Source organism: Vibrio nigripulchritudo ATCC 27043 (assembly GCF_000222685.1).
Classification (GTDB): Bacteria; Pseudomonadota; Gammaproteobacteria; order Enterobacterales; family Vibrionaceae; genus Vibrio; species Vibrio nigripulchritudo.
On record NZ_AFWJ01000001.1, the window covers coordinates 104,134 to 123,244 of the forward strand.

Genomic DNA, 19,111 nt, shown 5'->3' on the forward strand with positions numbered 1-19,111 from the left:
GGCGTTTCTCCTTATTTTAAGTATTTGGGGTATTTGGGGTATTTGGGTATAAATAATCATTTCTTTCCGAAGGCTTTTCACTCAGATACTGAACAAACTCCCACTCCATGCCGTCGTGATCGTAGAAATACAGGCGTTTGCGAAATGGGTGTTCAGTCTCCATATCATTTTGTCGGTAACCTTGTTCAACCAATCTTCGCTGCACTTCATCGGCATCATCCACAACAAAACCGATGTGATTGATCCCGACATGGCGATAAGGCGTCCGGTTGTCATCTTCATTAATGTTGCCTTCTTGCAGGGCGATGTAGGTTGAATCCGTTCCGATATGACACCATCGATACTGACTTTTTCCTTGATGGCGAATTTCAAAATCCGGTAGCGCGGTTTGCAAAAATGCAATGGCACGTTCGATGTTGTTAACCGTTACGTTCGCGTGTTCGACATAGGTACTCATAATGACTCCTTAGCAAGGCGCATTTGCGCTGCCTTCATGCACTGAGGGGTTGGAATAATTTGGTGGATCCGATAACAGCTGTAGACCAGTTTTATGGTGTGATCATCCAGGCTGGTGCTGGCTCGTTTCATGGTGTTTTCCCATGAAGGCACTGACGGCGAGTCAGTCAGCTCGTCACTCGGACGCTCCGCATTAGGGAGACTGGTGCAGTAAGCGGCGACATACGCCTGCCAGAATTGCTGCAATCCTTTATTGGGATCAGGAAGAAAGCGTTCGACATTCAGGAAAGCCTGAAATCCGGTGACACCATGCAGCAACGTAAAGTCGTTAGTGTGAATAAAAGGGGTGATTACGGCTTCTGCAACTAAAGGTCTGGACAGATCAGAAGGGGAAGAAGCAACAAAACGAAACTGCTCTGAGTCAGCGACTTCCTGAATACGATCCACAATAATGCCCGGACCAAACTGGAAATCTACATACTGCTGGTGGGCAAGTCTGAGCTGCTCTTTTAGCGTATAACCAGCGTCATTTCGCAGCTCGCCAATCGGTTGATATTCGGTTGCCAGATAAGCAAGAGCATGAGCAATTTCACGAGTGCTTTGTGCATCGATAGCATATGAAAGCCGGATCAGCCCATGAAAAGCCGCGGCAGAAACTCCGTTGAACAGATCCGTTAAGTGCAGAGACAAGGTTGCTTCAATACCCTGTGAATCTAGCTCTTGCTGATAAAAATCCACCCAGTTAGAAAAATCTGCCCGATCACCTAGCGACCGACTTTGATTGGAAGGATCACAGCAAAGTGGTTCAAGCCTGCCGACATACTCCTGATAAAACTCGGTGACTCGTTTTACTGGTGCACCACCCAGATCTAATGCGATCAAAGCCATTGGAAGGTGATTACTCAACCTGTCTCCGTAATTTGGATCAAATTGATGTGCCTGATGGATCAAATCTAAGGTGTTGCGATTCACTTCGCTCATAGTGCTTCCTGCCACTGATATTTTATTAGTAAAGTAATTTGTTTATTAATATAAACCTGATATTGATTAAGTAAACAAAAAACTTTACTTAATCAGTTTTAAGGGAGCGTAAATGAGAAGTTGCTCAAGAAATCATCATGAATGTTAAGGATTAAAAAAGCCCACATCAGTGATGTGGGCTCGATTCGAAAGAAGGGGGATTACGTACCCTGAGTTCAGGTTACTTATTGATGGCAAATACAGGCAGTGAAAGGTGCCATTTAATGGCTGCTAAGCGAATAGTCAGGGTAGTAAAGATACCTAACAGCAGAGCCGGAGAGTGATCTAAGCCAAGAGCAATAGCGCTGGTATGAACAATGCCCCCAATCAGGCAGGCTGTGGCATACACTTCGCTTCGAAGCACCATGGGGATTTCTCTTGCCAGAACGTCTCGGATAATCCCGCCACCGCAGCCTGTGAGCACACCCATGATTACAGCGACTAGTGCACTGTCTTGATAGCTTAAGGCTTTCTCTACGCCAATTCCGACAAACACCGCAAGACCAATCGCATCGCAGACTGGCAGCACAAACCAAGGCAGGCGCTTTGGTCGCCGGATGATCACCATGGTGGCGACACAGGTGAACAAAATAACCCAGAGATAAGCGGTGTCTGAAATCCAGAATACAGGGGTTGCCCCCAAGAGCATATCTCGAATTGAGCCGCCGCCAATTGCCGTCACACTGCCCAGTACCACAACGCCAAATGGGTCCATCTTCAGGCGACCTGCCAGAAGAACACCAGAAATGGCAAAGACTGCCGTACCAAACATGTCAATCAGATAGAGTAATGTTGCATCCATGACGGTTCTTACTTTATGTTTTTTCTGGCTTGTTCAAAGAAATCACACACCTGTTCTACAGCGTAAACCGTGCGTGGTGTCGGGCGGTTAATCCAGTCGGAATTCAAAGACCAGACTTGCTTATGCTGAACCGCAGGCACTTGCGATGCCCAGCCATTCCAGAGCGATTCGTTCTGAACAGCATGTCGCGATGTAAAGATAACATCGGGCTGACGGATAACAACCTGTTCTTCACCTACCTGAGGGTAAGGTGATGCACTATCAACAAAGATGTTTTCGCCGCCACAGTAAGAAAACACTTCACTTGGCCAACTGTGCTGGGCAACGGTAATAATGGGTTTGGTGCTCAACTGGTAAAAGTACTTAACAGGTTGGTCGGTTGCGTAACGTTGCTTTAAGTTCGCCAGAGCCTGCTCGAATTCTTTAGCGGCTTTCTTACCAATGGTTGGATCATCGGCGTATTGGCTCAACTGGATAAGGTTGTTTGTGATGTCTTGAAAAGTGCCTGTCTTCGATTCGTAAATCTTAAAACCGAGTTTTTTCAGTTTATCCAGTTCTTTTGCCGGATTACCACTTGGCCAGGTAATGATGAGATCAGGTTGCAAAGCAACAATCCGCTCCAGCTTGATGCCCTGATAGTTTGCGACTCGCTCCAGCTTTTTGGCTGCGTCCGGGTAGTCGCTATGGTCGGTTGCAGCAATCAGTTTATCGCCAAGCCCCGCGGCAAAAGCGATTTCGGTTGCGTGCGGAGCCAGAGATATGATTCGTTTTACACTGGAATCAGCCAGTAAGCTTGAGCTGAACAGCAGGGTCGCCAGCAAAGCAATACGATATTTCAATTTAGACACCTTGGTAAATAGCCGCCATGACCAGGCTCTGGAGTAAAACCCAGACACAAATACGCCATGCCAGCAGATGTTGAATTTGAGAAAGATGATAAGAAGAAGGGGCAATACGACCACCAACTTTTGGTCTGGCGGTTTTCTTATCGCCATAAATGGCAGGACCACCCAAAGACAGTTCCAACTTGTTGCCGACTGCTGCCATTAACCAGCCAGGACCGGGAGTTGGCCAGGTTCTGCCCTGAGAAATCATGCCAGATAACGCTGCCGACATATTCTTCCCCGCTGAAACCAACAGGCTGAAGAGGCGCAGAGGGATAAATTCAATGATTGCCAGCATTCTTATAGCAGGCACCCCAAATGGAAGAAACTCGCTGCGGCTAGGTGACCAGGCTCTTGCCAGTTCCATAATCAGGCGATACATAAATGCCCCGATACCACCACCGATGGCATACCAGAACAACACGCAAACTACGTTGCGTCCGTACCCCATAATCAGAGTTTCCGCGCCAGCTTTACCCAGCCCAAGCGGGGACAATGTCTTCGTCACCCGGTTGACATGTGGAGCCAGCTCCCGGCGGGCGCGTTTTTTATCTTCCCTGTTTAACGCTTCCATCAAGTGTTTGGCGAGCGATTCGTTACTTCGCCAGTCGATTGCCAACAATAGCAAAGCCAGGTCAAACAGTTGAGGTTGCCAGACCAATGGTCGAAGTGCGATGAAGAAAACCAATGCCGGGAAACACATCAACGCCCAGGCTAAGCTGCCAGAAAGCATGCTCTGGTTATGTTGCTGGTTGTTGTTGACCTTGCTGGCAAGGAGCTCTGCGAATTTATGCCACAGAGTTGCCGGATGAACGGCTTTGGGAATAGGGAGGATAAAGTGGAACAGCAAAGCGCCCCACAAAACCAATAGGGCGCCGTTGGAATACAGCTTGGTGAAAAGCGCTTCCATAAATACGCTTACTTCAGCAAGTCAGCCATTTTCAGAACCATTTCTGAAGAGCTTTTCGCCGCGAGCGGCAGGAACTCTTCAAAGCTCATTGGCGATTCTTTGTCTGCTACATCAGAGATAGCGCGAACCACAACAAATGGGACTTTGAACTGGTGACAAGTCTGAGCAATGGCTGCTGCTTCCATTTCCACAGCGATAACGCTTGGGAAGTGTTTGCGAATGAAAGACTGACGCTCTGCGCTGCACACAAACGCATCACCCGTACAGATCAAACCGCGAACCGCGTGTTTTTCTTCCATTTGTGAAAGTGCTTGTTCCGCAACTGCCATCAGTTTTTCGTCGGCAGCAAATCCAGCTGGCTGACCGGCCATCTGACCAATTTCATAACCAAATGCGGTGACATCGGCATCGTGGTGGCGAACTTCAGTTGAAATAACAACATCACCAAGGTTCAGAGAAGAATCAAAACCGCCCGCTGAACCTGTGTTGATCACAACGTCTGGTTTGTAACTTTCCAGTAGCAAAGTTGTCCCGACAGATGCGGCAACTTTACCAATACCAGATTGAAGCAAAACAGCCTCTACGCCGTTAATCTGACCTGTGTAGAAAGTGCAACCTGCGCGGTTTTCTTCTACGCAATTTGTCATCGCTTCTTTCAGGATAGCCACTTCCTGCTGCATGGCACCGATAATACCGATTTTCATTTGTTGTCTCTAAGTTGATGATTCAATTACAGCGGATTGTAGCAGGAATATTGTGCTCTCTCTAACCTGAAGGTGCGAAATATTTTCTGTGTAAAACCAATCGCGCCCAGCCTGTTATTAAACATGCTGGGCGCGACATTTTATAGGAACGTTATCTGACTATTAGCTTGTCGAAGTCGATAGAGTTTGAGGAGACTCCTCGCCATCAGAGTTCATGATGTCTGCTACAAACTGAGCTTTAGAGCCTAGGATGATTTGCAAGCCGTTGGAGCCTACTTTAATCACTCCCATAGCACCCAGAGCTTTGATTTCCTCGTCCTTCACTAGTGACTGATCTTTAATTTGCAGTCTCAGGCGAGTAATACATGCGCCGATGTTTGTGATGTTTTCTTTACCACCAATCAGTACGGTGATTTCTTTCGCTAACTCTTCATTGCTTAGAGTGATTGCCGCGCTGTCACGGTCTTCACGACCCACAGTCTTAAAGTCAAACTTGCGGATAGCGAAGCGGAATACCACGTAGTAAATCACGGACATTGCACTACCCCAAAGGATGACGTTGATCCAGTTTGTCTTGAATCCATCCATGGCTGGCAATACGCCGAACGAAACGAAGTCGATGATACCTGCAGAGAAAGTCTTACCAATGTGAACGTCCAGCGCGTAAGTCACCGCATAAGACACACCCGCCATGATGGCAGAGAACACATAAAGCAGTGGTGCAACAAAGATAAACGCAAACTCAACTGGCTCAGTGATACCTGTAACGAAAGAAGTCAGTGCAGCAGAACCTAGAATACCTGCAGCAATCTTCTTATTTTTGTCTTTTGCTTCGTGGTACATCGCCAGACAAGCTGCTGGGAATGCAAACATGTAAATAGCAAAGTTACCTGAAAGGAATTTACCTGCTTCCTGGTATTCCGCTGTAGAGAAGCTGGTCACGCCGTCTTCTAGCATTTTGAACCAGATGGTGTGGTCACCGTTTACAACAGTACCTGCTGCAGTGGTGTATTCACCGAAAGAGAACCAGTATGGGCTGTAGAAGATGTGGTGTAAGCCAACAGGGATAAGAGCACGTTCCATAAAGCCGTAGATGAAGGTAGACACATACATGTTACCGCTGTTAGCCATATGAGAAAGTGCATCGATGCCAGACTGAATGTAAGACCAGATATGAGGAAGTACCAGACCGATCAGGAATGCCGTAAATGCAGTGATAATTGGCACAAAGCGTTTACCGGCAAAGAAGCCTAAAAAGTCAGGCAATTTGGTCTGATAGAAACGTTGGTACATCACTGCCGCTAAAATACCCGCGATCAAGCCACCAAACACACCGGTTTGTAGGGATGGGATACCCATAACCATGGCATAGCGTCCACCGCCCATCGCCATTTCTGGGGTAATGTTTAAAGCAACCCCCATGGTGGCGTTCATTACAACAAGTGCCACGATGGCTGCCAGTGCTGCGATACCTGATTCTTTAGTTAAACCAACCGCTGCACCTACAGCAAATAGCAGTGGCAAGTTATCAAATATAACGCCACCTGCACGCATCATTAATGGAATATCCAGTTTTGCACCAAAGGCCAGCAAAAGACCGGCCGCAGGTAATATGGATATGGGGAGCATTAACGCTTTCCCTATTAAAGAAAGCCGCGATAGGGCACTTTTCATATTCTCGAACATTGTTAAATCCTTCTATATTTCACGTTTCGATTTCTTTCTTATGTTTTGGAAGAATATCAACTTAGTCCATGCCCAAGGTTACAAATGCTTTCACTTTGTAAAAGACAAATTACAATTGGTGATTTTTGAAATTAAGTATGAGAGTTAATAGTGAAAAAGGCACCCGAAGGTGCCTTGAAGTAATGACCATACACTAAGGTGACTAGGGGTGATGTAATAAGCCACTACTTGTTATTTATATTCGGATTATGGTGCCAGTCTGCAGTAACTTGAACCATCACAGTGGCGATGAGATTTTACCTGACCGTATGTGGCAGGATCCCAAACATAAACCACTTCTCTTAAATTCGATGTCAGTGGACCGATATATCCAGTGTCGTATTGAGTTACGTAGTGTTTCTTAAATTTATTTAATTTAATGGTTTCATTGGTGCCGGGTTCTAATGGAATGTCATAAACTTCTTCGGTAATCGCTCCATCAGGTAAACGTGATTTTAATGCCGCAATTTCTAAATTCACATTTTGTGGGTTGGCGTCTGTATAGGGTTGGTCCTGCCCGAACTTAATTTTACACTTGGCTTGGTTTCCTAATTTGTATGCTGCCGTGATCACCGCTTCTTTTGTCATGAAGTGGTCAATGTGAATCCCGTTGGCAATTGGCACAAGTAAGGTACAGTTTTCGCGCTGCAAGATGGAAGTGAAGTTGTGCACCATCATATTGAAAGTATCAATTTCAATCTGTCTGAAGTTGCGGAATGTACCAGCAGGACCACCTCCGGCAGTGACGTCCCCAACATATTTCCTCAGTGGTGCATCGTAGTAACCGTAACTTCTGAATCTGAATTTATCCCACCCTGTAAACAGGTCAGTTAGCGCATCATAGTCTTCTGCGTAGCGTGCCTTGGTGATGGTCAGTACTCTCTTATCGGTCAGTACATCTAAGTGGTTGGTAGAGTAGTTGGACGCGCCAAACATCACATCAACAATTCGCTCATCACTTTCGTTAGTGAGATTCAGGCTGGATATATAACCAGAAAAGACCAATAACGCGTCGTCGTGGTGTGGGCTAATAATGCGATATTCTTCGGCTTGAATATTGGTAGAAAGAAGTAACGCTGAAAGGCTAATTAACGTCGAGGTTAACTTCATTGTTGTAACTCCATATATCATCAAATCGGTTCGTTATTGATAGATACTAAAGAGTTACTTATGTTTAAAGGTTCAAGTTTGTAATTACTTTGTAAGTGTTTTTTTAGAAATGGATACGTTTATTCTGGATTGTAAAAAATAAGATAAAAACACTTTGTATTTCTCATTAAATATTATGACTTAACGCACTTAAGTTGTTAATGAGTGTTTTCGTTTTAATGGAAGGGTCATTAAAAAATTTATAAAGTTCTTTCGATACCGCATTTTGAATAATAGGATTGACTGCCATAGAGTCAATAAAGCTCGGCATCGCATTCCCCGTATTAATAGCCTGATTAAATTCGAAGTGCGATTTTTTTTGACACCGAGATAATGTTTCCACAGAAATGTTTTTCTGTGCTGGAATTGCACCTTTTTTTTGGCTGAATGTCAAAAGAAATTCCGGCTGAGATAATGATGTTGTGACATAACTGAGTGTTTCTAAGTCATCTTGATGCGCTTTGAAAAAGGCGAGACTGTCGATGTTGTAGATAAATCCTTTTTCAGTAGAAGGGAAGGCAATGCAGTCTATATGGTCAGGTATCGTTGCATTTGCATACAACATTTCTCCTAACGCCCAGTCTCCGGTTATTTGGAAGGCGACACGTCCTTCAATTAAAGACTGAGTTCCCTGATCCCAGCGCTTATCGCTCATGTCTTCTCTGGTTATGTTGGCGATTGCTCGGAACCTCTGTAAGGCATCTTCCGTTTCCTGGCTTTTTAGGGCTTGTGGTTCTAATTGCACAAAAGCTTTTCGGTAGTAATCTGCGCCACCGATACCAAATGCAATGTTTTCAAAAAGCTGAACGATTTGCCATTGCTCCCTACCCAATGCCAAAGGGGTGATGCCTTTGGCTTTTAGCTCGGTGAGCGAAGTGAGAAGAGAATGCCAGTCATGAGGAATGGCGACACCGTGTTGGGTTAATACTTCGGTGTTAACCCACATCCAATTTAATCGGTGAATGTTGAGCGGGATGGCGACATAATTCCCTTCATATCGATGGATCTTCTGCACTTCGGGGTACAAAACCTGATCCCAGTTTTGAGCGTCCGCGACGGCATTAACATTGTGTAAAAAACCTAACGCCGCCCAGGACTGTATTGCAGGCCCTTCCATCTGAGCGATATTGGGTGGGTTGCCTGCAATGGCTCTGGCCTGCAATATGGTTTTGGCGGGTGCGCCACCCCCGCCAGTTATGGAGTCTCCAACCAAGCGAACGGGGGAATGATGAAAGCGATCTTCAATAACGGATAACGCCGCATTTTCACCATTAGCTGTCCACCAATGCAGTAACTCGAAAGAAGGTTTTGAAAAAGCTGGCGCTGCGGTGAGCAGCAAAATAAGGCTATATCCGATTTTCATACAATTTTTGCCAGTACAATATCCACTTCCAGCCCACCATCTGGAGAATTTGACAGAGTGACATCGCCGCCGTGACTGCGAGCAATGCTTCGGGAGATATACAGCCCTAATCCAGACCCATCCACATCATCATGAATACGGTAGTAAGGCTTAAAGACTTCTTCCAACTGATCATTGGCAATACCAGGACCTGCATCGTGGAGGGTGATTTGAATAGAATCCTGATTGACGTACATGTTGATATCCACGGTCTGACCATACTTAACGCCATTGTCTACCAGATTGAACAGGCAGCGCTTAATCGCCAGTGGTTTTCCGTATAAACGTATTGGTGGCATTTGATGCAGTCGAACCACCTCTTGATTTTGGTTGTGGACAGCAGCGCACTGTTCAACGAAGTCATTGAGATCAAACCATTCCAGCTCTTCATGAATGTCATTGTCGCGCATGCATTGAAGTGCGCCATTGAGCATAAACTCTACTTCATTAAGCAGTTTTTCGAATCGGGCTTTGGTTGGAGGATCTTCCAGCATTTCTGTTCGAAGCTTTAAGCAAGCCAGAGGGGTTTTGATGTCGTGTGAGATTGCATTAAAGAACATGTCTCGGTCGCGAAGGTAGGCTTTTATACGCCGGTTCATTTTGTTGAACGCGTGTATCGCAGCTCGCGTTTCACTGGAACCTTCTTCTTTAATTTCCTCAGTTTCCATATTGGCCCCCATTAGCGTTGCTGAACGGGCAAGGGAGCGAAAAGGTCGAATTTCCCGGCTGAGAACCACGTACGAAACCCCTACGAGTAGCACCGTCACAATCAGGAGGAAGGTGATTTGCCGACCGTCGATAACGCTGTTTTTAAGGTCATTAAAAGACAGAGGTAAAACCGTAGCGAGGTAGAGCCATTTGTCCTCGGGTAGCTGGACTTGAATCACCATTATAGGCAAGTCGAGTTTGCCTAATACCAAGCTGTAGTCTTTCCAGAGAGCAGGGAGCTCATCAAGATGTAACCCTGTATTGAACAATAAGATTTCTTCACGGCTGGTGAGCGTAACCTTTAAAGATTGCGAGTGCTTTATCTGACTTTCTAGCTGCTCTATCGCCTGAGCTTCCATGGCAGGGACGAGCGCGTGTTCCACCAGAGAAGGCATAGTGAGAGCACTATTGTTCATTGATACAAAAAATCGGGTTCCCCCGATATTACGAAGCTGCTCAAGAATCAAATGACGATAGTTAACAGGCAGGTCAGCGAAATAGTTGATGGTTTCTGCTGCCGCTGAAGTAATGGTAGAAACCGCGATACTGGCTGATTCTCTTTTTGATGCTGATGTCGCTTTGAACCAGACGATCCCTGCGAAGACCTCTGCCAGTAGAATGACCGCGAACATGGACACGGTAATTCTAGGTACCATTGAGTGCAGCATACCTTTATGCATCATTTGGAATCTATTACCAGCATGTACCCGCGGTTACGGACAGTTAAAATAATATTGCGGCTTTCGTCTCTTAACTGTTTTCTCAGCCGGCTGATTTGAACATCAATGCCCCTCTCCATGGGTTCGGCATCGCGTCCCCAAAGAGCTTGTGCTATTTCGTCACGGCTTAGCAGGCGATTGGGTTGCTCAAGCATAAGAGAAAGTAAGCAATAATCCGCCCCAGACAAGGAAACCAGCTGACCATCGTCGTGTCTTAACTGCCTTTTCAACGTATCGAAGGTCCAGTCTAAAAACTTCAATTTCCTTTCCGTTTGATCGGCATTAAAGGTAACCCTGCGCAGAAGCGCTTTGATTCTTGCCAGCAGTTCACGTGGGTTGAACGATTTAGTGATGTAATCGTCTGCGCCGATTTCCAGCCCGGCGATTCTGTCTGCATCGTCAGTGACCGCGGTGAGCATAATGATAGGAACGTGAGAATCTTGTCTTATCTTCTGGCAAAGCGTAAGACCATCATCGCCAGGCAACATAATGTCCAAAATGATTAAATCAGGGGTATGAGATTTGAGTAATTCCCACATCTGCTCCCCATCCATAGCGGTTAAGACAGAAAAGTTGGAACGTTCAAGGTATTCGCTTAATGCGTCGAGTATCTCTTGGCTGTCATCGACGATTAAGACCACTTTCTTTTCCATTATTACCCCACTATGAAACCTAATGACTAAATACTTTCTTCAATTTCCCCATTTTTTGCAAGGTGGGTGGAGTGAACTATGTTTGAATTCTGGAAAATAACTGAAAAAGAATGCCCCAGCGAATGGCTGGGGCAAGGATTCAGGGGGTATGACACTCATTGGTCATGGAGTGATGGAGCTGTTTTTCACGTTATTAGTGAAATGCAATCTGAGATTTATCACCCGTTGGTTCATGTTGAACTGTTGGGTTTGGCAAGGTGAGCTCGGAGTACTCAAAAAGGTGAGAAAGGTGATCCGCCAATTTGCCACCTGTAAAGGTGAGGTTTTGATGGATTCCGTTTGGTTGAACACGAACTTGAGTATTGGATAAGCCAGACTCTTCTGGTGTGATAATTTCCGCAGTTTGAGTGCCTCTCAGTACCTCAATAAGCGTCAGTAAGACCTGATCATTTGCTTTGCCACTCATCGAAAAGTCTAGTGTAATCGAAGGGGTATCCGTGAGCTTGAATAGCGCACTCTCGACCTGTTGTTTGAGAGAAGAGAGATCGACGGCGTTCAGGTTTCGGAAATGAATGACACCATCAGAGCCCTTACGGTAAAACACTAGATATGGTTCAAGTGTTGGATCAGGAGTGGCGCCTTCGTTGTATTGCTTATTCATGGATTGCCATTGCTCATCAAGTTGCCCGCGATGGGAGTACTGGTCTGCAACGGTTTGCCATTCGTTTTCAAACGATTCACGGTTTTGAGTTTTTCCTATCGAGTATTCGGATGAAAATCGAATGGCAGGGTTTGAAGCATTGTTTTCTTGAACAATCACTTTCACACGATCGCTGTTGGTACGGTCGCCACTGTCGCGAGCGAGAAGTTGAAATACGTAAGTACCTGCAATATTTGGGTTCATAGCGGTTGCGGTGAGCGTATCCGCATTGAGAATGCTGAGTTGTTGGGGACCTGAGACCTGAGTCCAGGCTAGCGATTCAATCTTGTAGATACTGAGCTCAGACTTTGCGCTGCCACGCAATATTATGCTGTTAGCTGGGAGAACAATTTGCTGGTCTGCACCCGCATTCACCGTGGGCTTCTCCTGTTTTTTCACCTGTTCCGAATCCAATCCACAGCCCGTTAAAATCAACAAGATGGCAGACGCAGACACTTTTAACGCATTCAACATAAACGATTCCTTTTGTAATGACTAACCGAGGAAATGCGCATCAAAACAAGTCGTTAAGTATCAGGATAGGGGGGAGACTTGAGCGCAATTCTCGGGCTGATTTATCGGTAATCAGTTTGTGCTCAATAGATTGAATATTCGTTAGCAGTTGTTGGACGATTTGTGTCCATGACGGTCACAAATCGTTTTATCGGGTATCGTAAAAAGGGGTTAGTGAGAGTGAATGAGCCCTTTCTCAAGCAAGATTTTACGCAGCTCGTCCACGCGCTCGCGGTTTACGCCAAAGTCGGAATGCCCGGTTCGAGACTCGGAGCGAACAATTAAATAACCATCGCTGACTTTGATTTCCAAGTCATCGACAAAACCAAAGAAGTCGCTGGTATACTCAAGGCGTATGTAGTCGCCATCTTTTGTGGCAGTGACTGAGCCCGGCATGGTTAACGCCAGTGCTTCGATTTGTTCCAAGGTGACATCCGCAGAAGTGAGCTTAAACGGCTTAATCGCAAAATCTTCGCGCTCTTCAATGGTGGACACACAGTTCGGGCTGTCACCACATGGATGTGCAGTTCGGTCTGGAATCGAGGTGGGTTCTTGGCTGCAAGCAGTAAGGAAAACAAGAGAGCCGAATAGGACGCCGAGAGTTTTCATGGAAGCATTCTCCTTATAATAAAAAAGCAAAGAGCTTGGTGCTCTTTGCTTTTAGGTTAATGAAGTGGTGTGGAAATGGCGAGTTAAACTTCTAAGAAATCCAGAATGCCTTCTGCCGCTTTTCGACCTTCATCTATGGCAGTAACCACTAAGTCAGACCCTCTTACGGCATCGCCGCCAGCAAAGATCTTTTTGTTCGAGGTCTGGAACTGGAATTCTTGATCCGCGGGCGCCTTGATTCGACCCCATTGATCTAAGTCCACGCCAAACGGTTCAAGCCAGCTCATTTTGTGTGGCTGGAAACCAAACGCCATGATCACCGCATCGGCATCCAATACGTGTTCGCTGCCAGCCACAGGTTCTGGACGGCGGCGACCAGCTTCGTCTGGTTCACCCAACGCTGTTTTAACGACTTTTACCCCGACAACTCTGCCTTCTTTGTTCACTTCAACACCCAACGGCTGAAGGTTGAACATGAAGTTAACGCCTTCTTCTTTGGCGTTCTTCACTTCACGGCGAGAGCCGGGCATATTTTCTTCGTCTCGACGATAGGCACAGATAACGTTACTGGCACCCTGACGAACGGAAGTACGAACACAGTCCATAGCAGTGTCACCACCACCCAAGACCACCACGCGCTTGCCAGCCATATCGACAAACGGGTCATCGGTTTCGAGTTCCATAACTTTGTAGGTATTGGAGATAAGGAAAGGCAGGGCGTCGTATACGCCCGGTGCGTCTTCGTTTTCTAGCCCGGCGCGCATGTTTTTGTAGGTTCCGACCCCCAGGAAAACGGCATCATAATCATCCACCAGTTCCTGAAGTTGAACATCTTTCCCCACTTCAACGTTCATTCGAAATTCCACACCCATCTCGCTGAAGACTCGGCGACGATTTTCCATCACGCCTTTTTCCAGTTTGAAGGAAGGGATACCAAACGTCAGCAAACCACCGATTTCTGGGTAGCGGTCGAAGACCACGGGTTTTACGCCGTTACGCACCAGAATATCGGCGGCGGCGAGACCAGCAGGTCCAGCGCCGATGATGGCGATTTTTTTGTCTGTCCATTCCACCCCAGACATGTCTGGTTTCCAGCCCATTTCAAAGGCTTTGTCGGTGATGTATTTCTCAACATTACCAATGGTGACGGCACCAAAATCGTCATTGAGAGTGCAAGAACCCTCACACAGACGATCTTGCGGGCATACTCGCCCGCATACCTCTGGCAGGCTGTTGGTTTGGTGAGACAGCTCCACCGCTTCTAAAATTCGCCCTTCATTGGCGAGTTTTAGCCATTGCGGAATGTAGTTGTGAACCGGGCATTTCCACTCACAGTAGGGGTTACCACAGTCCAGGCAGCGATCCGACTGTGCGGTCGCTTGCTGTTTGGTAAAAGGTTCGTAGATTTCTACAAACTCAATTTTGCGTACTTTAAGCGGCTTTTTAGCTGGGTCTACGCGTTTTACATCAATAAATTGGTATACGTTCTGGCTCATGAATCTCTCCCTGCTTACTGTGCCTGAACACGCAACTCAGCTGCGCTACGACTTTGGTGACCGAGCAATGTTCTCAGGTCAGCGGCTTGCGGTTTCACCAAGTAGAATTTAGGGATCCACTCATCAAAATTCGCCAGAATGTTTTCTGCATGGGCAGAACCTGTTTCGTCCAGATGCTCAGCGATCAATCCTCTCAAATGCTCTTGATGGATATAGAGATCCGCCAGAGAAATGGCTTCGACCGATTCGTTATTCACACGCCCTGCAAAGTCGTCGTTTGTGTCCAGAACATAAGCAAAGCCGCCAGTCATACCTGCGCCAAAGTTTACGCCTGTTGCGCCTAAAATCGCGACCACACCGCCTGTCATGTATTCACAAGCGTTGTCGCCTGCGCCTTCAATAACGGCAATGGTGCCAGAGTTTCGAACGCCAAAACGTTCACCAGCTTTACCAGCCGCAAACAGCTTGCCGCCTGTGGCACCATACAAGCAGGTGTTACCTATGATGGTGGCCTCGTTACAGGTAAATGCCGTGCCCAGGTGCGGCTTGATGGCAATCTTACCGCCAGCCATGCCTTTGCCTACGTAGTCGTTGGCATCCCCAGTGAGGTAGAGCTCAACACCACCAGCGTTCCATACTCCAAACGACTGACCTGCTGTGCCATTGAGGTGCAGCTTAACCGGAGTGGATGCCATGCCTTGGTTACCGTAACGTTTTGCGATTTCACCCGACAGTCGCGCTCCGACCGAGCGGTCGGTATTGATCACATCGTAGTAGAAGCTGGCGCTTTGCTTCGCTTCAACAGCCGCTAGGGTATCGGACATGATTTTCTGATTGAGCGCGGCGTTATCAAATGGAGTATTTGGCTGCGTCCAGTACACTGGGTGATCTTGCTGCGATACTGGCTTTTCCAGAATGCCAGACAAGTCCAGCTTACTTTGCTTAGCCGTCATACCTTCTACTGCTTCCAGCAAGTCGGTACGACCAATCAGGTCGGTGAGTTTTTCCACTCCCAACTCTGCCATGATGGTTCTTACTTCATCGGCTAATCCTGTGAAGTAGTTGACCACCATATCGGGTAAGCCCTTGAAGTATTGCTTGCGCAAGGTTTCATCTTGCGTTGCTACGCCAGTGGCGCAGTTGTTCAGGTGACAGATGCGCAGGAACTTACAGCCCATGGCGACCATAGGAGCAGTGCCAAAGCCGAAGCTTTCTGCACCCAGAATGGCGGCTTTCACTACATCCAGACCGGTTTTCAATCCACCATCTACTTGCAGGCGAATTTTGTGGCGAAGCCCATTCGCGACCAGCGCTTGCTGGGTTTCGGCCAAGCCTAACTCCCAAGGGCAACCTGCATATTTAACCGAGGTCAGTGGGCTGGCTGCGGTGCCGCCGTCGTATCCGGAAATGGTGATCAAATCGGCATACGCTTTAGCAACTCCTGTGGCAATGGTGCCGACACCCGGCTCAGACACCAGCTTGACGGACACCAAAGCATTTGGGTTAACCTGCTTCAGGTCGAAGATCAGCTGAGCCAAATCTTCTATCGAATAAATGTCGTGATGAGGCGGCGGTGAAATCAGGGTGACACCCTGTACGGAATAACGCAGTTTGGCGATTTCTGCCGTCACTTTATGACCTGGAAGCTGACCGCCTTCACCGGGTTTCGCCCCTTGTGCGACTTTGATTTGCAATACATCGGCATTGGTCAGGTAGTGAGGAGTAACACCGAAGCGACCGGATGCCACCTGTTTGATTCGCGAGTTGCGCTCGGTGCCAAATCGACGTGGGTCTTCACCACCTTCACCTGAGTTGGAGTAACCACCCAAACGGTTCATCGCCATCGCCAAGGCTTCATGAGCTTCAGGGCTGAGCGCACCAATCGACATGGCCGCAGAATCGAAACGTTTGAACAATTCAGTATTTGGCTCAATCTTTTCCAGTGGCAAAGGTTTATCGGCTTTTTTCAACTTGAGCATGTCGCGAAGCATGGCAATCGGACGTTCGTTGACTTGTTTGGCGTAGGATTGGTAATCCGACGCTTCACCCGATTTCACTGCGGTTTGCAGGGTGCCGACCACATCAGGGTTGTAGGCGTGGAATTCACCGCCGTGCACAAACTTCAACAGGCCGCCGTGGTCGATAGGCTTGCGTTTCGCCCAGGCTTTGCGTGAAAGGTTATATATGTCTTGCTGGAAGTCGCTAAACGACGCCCCTTGAATTCGCGTTGTGACACCTTTAAAGCACAGGTCGACCACGTCCTGGTGTAAACCCACGGCTTCAAACAGTTGCGAACAACGGTACGATGCAATGGTCGAAATGCCCATTTTGGACATGATTTTGTACAGACCTTTGTTGATGCCGTTGCGGTAGTTCTGCATCGCTTCACCATAGGTGCGATCCAGTGCGCCATCGTCAATGATTTTACCCAGCGCTTCGTATGCCAGATACGGGTAAACCGCAGTCGCCCCAAAGCCTAGCAACACCGCAAATTGGTGTGGGTCACGGGCGGTTGCGGTTTCCACCAGAATGTTGGCATCGCAGCGCAAGTTGGCATCGACAAGGCGTGTTTGTACTGCCCCGACTGCCATAGCAGCAGGGATCGGCAATCTGCCTTTTTGAATGTCTCGGTCAGACAGCATCACCAGTACCGTACCCTGACGAACGACTTCTTCTGCTTGATCGCACAAGTCCAGAATGGCTTGTTCCAGAGATTTTTCATCAGGGTTAAAGCTGATGTCCAGAATAGTATTGCGGTAGTGTTCGTCGCTCAGCTCAAGCAGTTGGAGCATGTCTGAGTAGAGAAGTACTGGTGAATCAAATGCCACGCGGTGAGCGTGTCCATCGGTTTCGCAGAACACATTCATTTCCTGACCAACGCTGGTGGCCAGTGACATCACGTGTTTTTCACGCAATGGGTCAATCGGTGGGTTGGTGACCTGAGCGAACTTCTGGCGGAAGTAATCGGTAACCAGTCGCTCTTTGGAGGAAAGTACTGCCATAGGGGTGTCATCACCCATAGAGCCGACGGCTTCTTGCCCCATATCACCGAGCACCCGAAGGACCTGATCAACTTCTTCGTTGCTCATGGCAAATTGCTTTTGGTAAACCTTAAGCTCATCGGCATCAAAGCTGCGTTGACCGACTTCTTCTTCGTTTAGCTCAGCAAAAGGCGTCAGGCGGTGAACGTTGTTGTCCATCCATTCGCGGTATGGGTGGCGGCTCTTGAGATCGCTGTCGATTTCAGACGATTGCCACAGCTTGCCTTTGCGGGTGTCGATGACTAAAAGCTCACCGGGACCAACGCGACCTTTTTCGGACACTTCATCGGGAGCGTAATCCCAGATACCCACTTCTGAGGCAAGGGTGATCAGGTTGTCTTTGGTGATCACATAACGCGCGGGGCGAAGACCGTTACGGTCTAGATTACAGGCAGCGTAACGACCGTCAGACAAAACAATGCCGGCCGGACCGTCCCAAGGCTCCATGTGTTTGGAGTTAAAATCGTAGAAAGCGCGGAGATCAGGGTCCATATCTGGGTGGTTTTGCCACGCAGGCGGCACCAGCATGCGCATGGCGCGGAACACGTCCATTCCTCCAGCCAGGAAGAGATCCAACATGTTGTCCAGACTGGAAGAGTCCGAGCCTGTTTCGTTCACGAACGGAGCGGCACTTTGCAAGTCCGGCAAGAGAGGAGAGGAAAACTTATAGGCGCGTGCGCGTGCCCATTGGCGGTTGCCCTCAATGGTGTTGATTTCCCCATTGTGTGCCAGATAACGGAATGGCTGAGCCAGTGGCCAGCGAGGCTGTGTATTAGTAGAGAAACGCTGGTGGAACAGGCAAATCGCAGATTCCATGCGCAGATCGGCTAAGTCGAGATAAAAACGAGGCAGATCCGCAGGCATGCACAGCCCTTTGTAAACGATGACCTGAGTGGACAGACTACAGATGTAGAAGTCGTCATCGTCGGTAATGCGTTTTTCAATGCGGCGGCGGGCAATGTAGAGGCGGCGTTCAATATCACGCTCGCGCCAACCTGCGGGCGCTGATATAAAGACTTGTTCAATCGTTGGAACGGATTCTGTTGCGATAGGACCTAACACGTCGGTATTGGTGGGCACATCGCGCCAACCTGCAATGGTGAGCGTCTCTTTAGCCAGCTCTTCATTGATGATGGTTTTTGCTTGTTGTGCTTTTGCGGTGTCCTGGCTGAAGAAAATCATACCAACCGCGTACTGTTTACCTAGGTTCCAACCGTTTTCCTGGGCGATTAAGCGCAGATATGAATCTGGCTTTTGAAGTAAAAGTCCGCAGCCATCACCGGTTTTTCCATCGGCAGCGATACCACCACGGTGTGTCATTCTGTCGAGGGCTGAGATAGCCGTGCGGACAAGTTTGTGACTCGGCTGACCTTCCATATGGGCGATCAAACCGAATCCACAGTTGTCTTTTTCAAGACGTGGATCGTAAAGAGCCATTGCATTCTCCCTTTGCTTCCTACCTTCCTGGTAAGGGATGTGTGTAACTTATTTTTATAGTTATATGGAGTGGGCGTCGGGTGTTCTCACCCATTTATTATAGTTGCCAAACTCTCTGTTTTATTAACATTGCGGTGTCATTTTGTTTTCACCAACTTCACAACCTATAGCTAATGATAGAAA

Annotated in this window: 15 protein-coding genes; all 15 read right to left on the reverse strand. The window is 47.7% G+C overall.

Annotated elements, in window-relative coordinates:
• Positions 1–16: 16 nt before the first annotated feature.
• The 15 genes from RH89_RS00440 to gltB all read right to left on the reverse strand — a co-directional run bounded on the left by RH89_RS00440 (position 17) and on the right by gltB (position 18,928).
• A complete protein-coding gene (locus tag RH89_RS00440; RefSeq protein ID WP_004397800.1) occupies positions 17–457 on the reverse strand; it encodes a VOC family protein in 441 nt (146 codons plus the stop codon).
• Positions 454–1,437 carry a questin oxidase family protein gene (locus tag RH89_RS00445; protein WP_004397801.1) on the reverse strand — a complete coding sequence of 328 codons (984 nt, stop codon included), beginning with the start codon at positions 1,435–1,437 and terminating at the stop codon, positions 454–456. The genes RH89_RS00440 and RH89_RS00445 overlap by 4 nt, the downstream gene beginning before the upstream one ends.
• Before the next feature lie 220 nt (positions 1,438–1,657).
• On the reverse strand, positions 1,658–2,278 hold the full coding sequence (locus RH89_RS00450; protein WP_004397802.1) for a trimeric intracellular cation channel family protein: 621 nt from the start codon (positions 2,276–2,278) through the stop codon (positions 1,658–1,660).
• Between the two features lie 8 nt (positions 2,279–2,286).
• Entirely contained in the window at positions 2,287–3,117 is an 831-nt protein-coding gene (gene btuF, locus RH89_RS00455; RefSeq protein WP_004397803.1) for a vitamin B12 ABC transporter substrate-binding protein BtuF, read from the reverse strand.
• 1 nt (position 3,118) lies between these two features.
• Positions 3,119–4,072 carry a cobalamin biosynthesis family protein gene (locus RH89_RS00460; protein ID WP_004397804.1) on the reverse strand — a complete coding sequence of 318 codons (954 nt, stop codon included), beginning with the start codon at positions 4,070–4,072 and terminating at the stop codon, positions 3,119–3,121.
• An 8-nt stretch (positions 4,073–4,080) separates the two neighbouring features.
• Positions 4,081–4,776, reverse strand: coding sequence for a 5'-methylthioadenosine/S-adenosylhomocysteine nucleosidase (gene mtnN, locus RH89_RS00465; RefSeq protein WP_004397805.1), 696 nt, complete (start codon positions 4,774–4,776; stop codon positions 4,081–4,083).
• Between the two features lie 162 nt (positions 4,777–4,938).
• Positions 4,939–6,462 carry a PTS transporter subunit EIIC gene (locus tag RH89_RS00470; RefSeq protein WP_022549643.1) on the reverse strand — a complete coding sequence of 508 codons (1,524 nt, stop codon included), beginning with the start codon at positions 6,460–6,462 and terminating at the stop codon, positions 4,939–4,941.
• Positions 6,463–6,708: 246 nt separating this feature from the next.
• A complete protein-coding gene (locus tag RH89_RS00475; RefSeq protein WP_004397809.1) occupies positions 6,709–7,611 on the reverse strand; it encodes a PIG-L family deacetylase in 903 nt (300 codons plus the stop codon).
• A 166-nt stretch (positions 7,612–7,777) separates the two neighbouring features.
• Positions 7,778–9,013, reverse strand: coding sequence for an ABC transporter substrate-binding protein (locus RH89_RS00480; protein ID WP_004397811.1), 1,236 nt, complete (start codon positions 9,011–9,013; stop codon positions 7,778–7,780).
• Positions 9,010–10,416, reverse strand: a complete 1,407-nt coding sequence (locus RH89_RS00485) for an ATP-binding protein (RefSeq protein WP_244410384.1) — start codon at positions 10,414–10,416, stop codon at positions 9,010–9,012. The genes RH89_RS00480 and RH89_RS00485 overlap by 4 nt, the downstream gene beginning before the upstream one ends.
• 23 nt (positions 10,417–10,439) lie before the next feature.
• Positions 10,440–11,132 carry a response regulator transcription factor gene (locus tag RH89_RS00490; protein ID WP_004397813.1) on the reverse strand — a complete coding sequence of 231 codons (693 nt, stop codon included), beginning with the start codon at positions 11,130–11,132 and terminating at the stop codon, positions 10,440–10,442.
• A gap of 193 nt (positions 11,133–11,325) precedes the next feature.
• Positions 11,326–12,306, reverse strand: a complete 981-nt coding sequence (locus RH89_RS28535) for a PKD domain-containing protein (RefSeq protein ID WP_004397814.1) — start codon at positions 12,304–12,306, stop codon at positions 11,326–11,328.
• Positions 12,307–12,516: 210 nt separating this feature from the next.
• A complete protein-coding gene (locus tag RH89_RS00500) occupies positions 12,517–12,954 on the reverse strand; it encodes a DUF1499 domain-containing protein (RefSeq protein ID WP_004397815.1) in 438 nt (145 codons plus the stop codon).
• A gap of 83 nt (positions 12,955–13,037) precedes the next feature.
• Complete coding sequence (locus RH89_RS00505; RefSeq protein WP_004397816.1) at positions 13,038–14,450, reverse strand: FAD-dependent oxidoreductase; 1,413 nt, start codon at positions 14,448–14,450, stop codon at positions 13,038–13,040.
• Positions 14,451–14,464: 14 nt separating this feature from the next.
• Positions 14,465–18,928 (reverse strand): glutamate synthase large subunit, encoded by a 4,464-nt coding sequence (gene gltB, locus RH89_RS00510; protein WP_004397817.1) that lies wholly within the window; start codon positions 18,926–18,928, stop codon positions 14,465–14,467.
• Between the last annotated feature and the right edge of the window lie 183 nt (positions 18,929–19,111).

Coding starts and splice junctions, on each gene's coding strand:
- mtnN (WP_004397805.1), bottom strand. CDS start 4,776: ATGAAAATCGGTATTATCGGTGCCATGCAGCAGGAAGTGGCTATCCTG.
- gltB (WP_004397817.1), bottom strand. CDS start 18,928: ATGGCTCTTTACGATCCACGTCTTGAAAAAGACAACTGTGGATTCGGT.
- RH89_RS00445 (WP_004397801.1), bottom strand. CDS start 1,437: ATGAGCGAAGTGAATCGCAACACCTTAGATTTGATCCATCAGGCACAT.
- RH89_RS00500 (WP_004397815.1), bottom strand. CDS start 12,954: ATGAAAACTCTCGGCGTCCTATTCGGCTCTCTTGTTTTCCTTACTGCT.
- RH89_RS00480 (WP_004397811.1), bottom strand. CDS start 9,013: ATGAAAATCGGATATAGCCTTATTTTGCTGCTCACCGCAGCGCCAGCT.
- RH89_RS00475 (WP_004397809.1), bottom strand. CDS start 7,611: ATGAAGTTAACCTCGACGTTAATTAGCCTTTCAGCGTTACTTCTTTCT.
- RH89_RS00505 (WP_004397816.1), bottom strand. CDS start 14,450: ATGAGCCAGAACGTATACCAATTTATTGATGTAAAACGCGTAGACCCA.
- RH89_RS00440 (WP_004397800.1), bottom strand. CDS start 457: ATGAGTACCTATGTCGAACACGCGAACGTAACGGTTAACAACATCGAA.
- RH89_RS00470 (WP_022549643.1), bottom strand. CDS start 6,462: ATGTTCGAGAATATGAAAAGTGCCCTATCGCGGCTTTCTTTAATAGGG.
- RH89_RS00490 (WP_004397813.1), bottom strand. CDS start 11,132: ATGGAAAAGAAAGTGGTCTTAATCGTCGATGACAGCCAAGAGATACTC.
- RH89_RS28535 (WP_004397814.1), bottom strand. CDS start 12,306: ATGTTGAATGCGTTAAAAGTGTCTGCGTCTGCCATCTTGTTGATTTTA.
- RH89_RS00460 (WP_004397804.1), bottom strand. CDS start 4,072: ATGGAAGCGCTTTTCACCAAGCTGTATTCCAACGGCGCCCTATTGGTT.
- RH89_RS00450 (WP_004397802.1), bottom strand. CDS start 2,278: ATGGATGCAACATTACTCTATCTGATTGACATGTTTGGTACGGCAGTC.
- RH89_RS00485 (WP_244410384.1), bottom strand. CDS start 10,416: ATGGTACCTAGAATTACCGTGTCCATGTTCGCGGTCATTCTACTGGCA.